Source organism: Thermoproteota archaeon, from assembly GCA_030130125.1.
In the GTDB taxonomy this organism is placed as follows: domain Archaea; phylum Korarchaeota; class Korarchaeia; order Korarchaeales; family Korarchaeaceae; genus Korarchaeum.
Genome location: JARZZM010000048.1, coordinates 1 through 3,234, shown reverse-complemented (window position 1 = coordinate 3,234; position 3,234 = coordinate 1). Strand labels below are relative to the sequence as shown.

Here is a 3,234-nt window from a genome sequence, read left to right as displayed (position 1 = left end):
GCTTTATCTTGGGCTTCTTTTATCCCAGCAAGCATTGCCATCTTTGTGTACCTCATAACAATACCACTGTTTTTGGAAAACCTCTGGATAAACTTTTCCGCTTCTTCCTCTAGTTTTTCATGGGAAACCACCACATTCACTAGACCTATCTCCTTTGCCTCTTCAGCACTTATCACATCTCCAGACAAAATAAGCTCTGCTGCTTTCTTCCTGCCAATGATTCTTGGGAAGATAAGAGCTGCTATAGGTGGAAAAACTCCTACACTTATCTCAGGCTGTCCGATCTTTGCTTTATCAGATGCTATTACAAGATCACAATATACAACAAGTTCACATCCACCACCCAATGCTGCACCGTTAACAACAGCAATTGATGGAGCACCCACCTTATCCATATTACGAAACATTCCGTGAAATACTTCTATCATCTTTGAAGCCATATCTCCCATATGCTCTCCGACATCCACTCCAGCGCTAAATGCTTTTCCTTCTGCTTTAAACACCAGAAGCTTTATCTTTTTATCCGCAAAATCCATCAGTGCCTTGTTGATCTCTTCCATCATTGCAATATTCAGTATGTTCAATGGGGGTCTGGCTAAAACAATAGTACCAATGCCATCTTTTATCTCGGTTTTTATAAATTCAAACCCCATATCTCACCTCCTTTAATTTTATCCTATATAACCTCCATCCACTCCCAAAATCTGGCCAGTAATATAAGAAGCTTCATCAGAAGCTAAAAATACAAAGGCAGGAGCTATCTCTTCAGGGGTACAGAAGCGTCCAAGTTGAATCCTGCCAAGGTATATCTCTTTTAATTTCTCATCGCTTCTTATCTTCTGAGTCATATCAGTTTCAGTAATTCCAGGGCATATGGCATTTACAGTGATGTTATATTTTCCAAGCTCTCTACTTGCAGATTTCGTAAAACCAATTATTCCAGCCTTTGCAGATGCATAATTTATCTGACCAATTGTTCCATATATTCCTGCAGTTGATATAACATTTATTATCCTACCGTACTTCTTTTCTGCCATGTGTTTAGCAGCAGCTTGTGTACAATTAAATGTTCCCTTTAAATGAATAGCTATAATCTTATCCCAATCTTCTTCTGACATTTTTAAAAGAAGAGAAGGTTTTGACATCCCAGCATTATTAACTAAAATATCCAGACCACCTAGCTCTTTAATTGCAACATCTACCATATTGTAAGCATCTTTGTAACTGCTCACATCAGCCTTTACAATAACCGCTTTTCTTCCCAGTTTCTCAATCTCAGCAGCAACTTCTTTTGCAGCAGTATCATTGCTGTGATAATTTATTAAAACATCTGCGCCTTCCCTTGCAAAGGCAATAGCAACTGCCCTACCAATTCCTCTTCCTGAACCTGTAACAATTGCTTTTTTATCTTTAAGCCTCATAGGACCTCCTTTTTTTCTGATCTAATACAAAATATGGCAGGCCAAAAAATTGACCTGCCATATAAAAAACCATTAATCTAAACCCAAACCCTATTTTTTAGGTTTTGGTATTACTTCCTCAGCAATCTTATCAAAGGTTTCTACTTTTGCCAGAAGCTGCCTGTATTTAATAAAATCAATCTCTCTAGAACCAGTAATTTTAGAGGTGTTAAAGGCATTAAATCCGATAAACGCTTCAGTATTCATGTTTGCTGCGAGCCAGTAAATCTGACTGCTCTTTCCAAGATCCCAGAAGAACCTCTTCTTCAAACGGACGCTTTCAATGGTATTCATAAGGCACAGATAAGTGGTCTGGGTAAGTCTCCAGACCATTTTATTGACGTAATCGTCTAAAAGAGTCCAGTCCGTCTGCAGTGTCTTAAGGAGTTCTTTACCCTTTTCAAACTCTTCACCTGTCTTATATTCTCCATAAACAATATTGCCATTCTCATCTACATATCTATCTGTAATAACCCTGGGGTCTCTCACCCACTCTCCTTTTTCATTCTTTTTAATTGGAATTGCCTTTGTGATAAGTCCAAGCCTTTCCATCTTTGCGGCACTCCACATCTCATTGGCTGTAGCCTGCCACATGGCCTGTTCCATTGATAGATTCCACGGCAAAAAGTCAGTTGAACCACCAGTTGGGGTGGATCCATGTCTTGTCCCCGCCTGTCCAAAAGCAGCAGTATCTGCAGCTACTGTAAAATCACATGCCTGCCCTAACTCCTGTCCACCAGCTATTCTCATACCATTACAACGGCATATCACAGGTTTTCTGGCATGTAAGATCGCATCAACTGCCCTGCAGAAAAGATCCATGTATTGGGCATACTCCATGGGTCTTTTGGTATAATATTCGGCATACTCTTTGGTATTACCACCAGTACAAAACGCCCTATCACCAACAGATGTAAAAATGATCGCCACCACTTCCCTGTCCATTGATGCCTTGTGCATTCCAGCAATTACGCCTTTCAACATCTGAGTGGTGTAAGAACCATATTGTTTAGGATTATTCAATGTGATCCAAGCAGTATATAAACCTTCAACCTCTTCACCAGTACTTGGGTTGATCAAAGGTTTTTTCTCGTACATGGTACAGGGGGGTTCAGTACCAAAAAACTCATCCCCAAACAGATTATGATCTTTAACTTCATTATCTCTTGGCAACCAATCTAAAGACATATCCTCCTCCTTAAATTTTATTTTTATTTAAAATCTGGAACCAGAACCACTCTTTTTTCCGGCGGGGATTTATGAACCTCTTCAAATACTTCTGCTATCTGACTCATGGGTCTTGTCTGAACAAAATCCTCAATGTTTATTTTCCTATTTACTACCATACTAAGCACAGCAGGATAATACTCAGGTAAACAACCCCATGTCCCAATTATCTCAGCATCAAACGCCATAAGCCTGCTTATAGAATATTCAACCTTCTGCATACCAAAGCCCACGATTATTAACTTCCCAATAAAACTTAAAAGATTCAAAGCGGTTTCTTGACCCGGCTTTGTTCCTGTACATTCAAAAATCTTCCAGCCATATGCTGGCAAATCATATTTTTTACGAATTGCCTTCACCTCATTAGCCACATCCTTTGGACTTTTTCCAGTAGCATTTATTGCTTCATCAACTCCATATTTCAACATCTTCTGAAGCTTTACCTCGCTTATATCAATACCGATAACTATGTTCGCACCAAGGGCTTTCAATTCCTGAGCCATGTAGGAACCCACACCCCCAAGACCTATAACTATAGTGTTATCTC

At 39.5% G+C, this 3,234-nt stretch carries 4 protein-coding genes; all 4 read right to left on the bottom strand.

Annotated elements, in window-relative coordinates; genetic code table 11:
• The coding region (locus tag QI197_07335; protein MDK2373171.1) for an enoyl-CoA hydratase/isomerase family protein at positions 1 to 653 on the bottom strand (653 nt) is incomplete at its 3' end.
• An 18-nt stretch (positions 654 to 671) separates the two neighbouring features.
• Positions 672 to 1,421: a 3-oxoacyl-ACP reductase family protein gene (locus QI197_07330; protein MDK2373170.1), complete on the bottom strand. Its 750-nt coding sequence runs from the start codon at positions 1,419 to 1,421 to the stop codon at positions 672 to 674.
• A 90-nt stretch (positions 1,422 to 1,511) separates the two neighbouring features.
• Positions 1,512 to 2,648: a 6-oxocyclohex-1-ene-1-carbonyl-CoA hydratase gene (gene oah / locus QI197_07325; GenBank protein ID MDK2373169.1), complete on the bottom strand. Its 1,137-nt coding sequence runs from the start codon at positions 2,646 to 2,648 to the stop codon at positions 1,512 to 1,514.
• A gap of 23 nt (positions 2,649 to 2,671) precedes the next feature.
• A partial coding sequence (locus tag QI197_07320) for a zinc-binding dehydrogenase (protein ID MDK2373168.1) occupies positions 2,672 to 3,234 on the bottom strand: 563 nt, incomplete at its 5' end.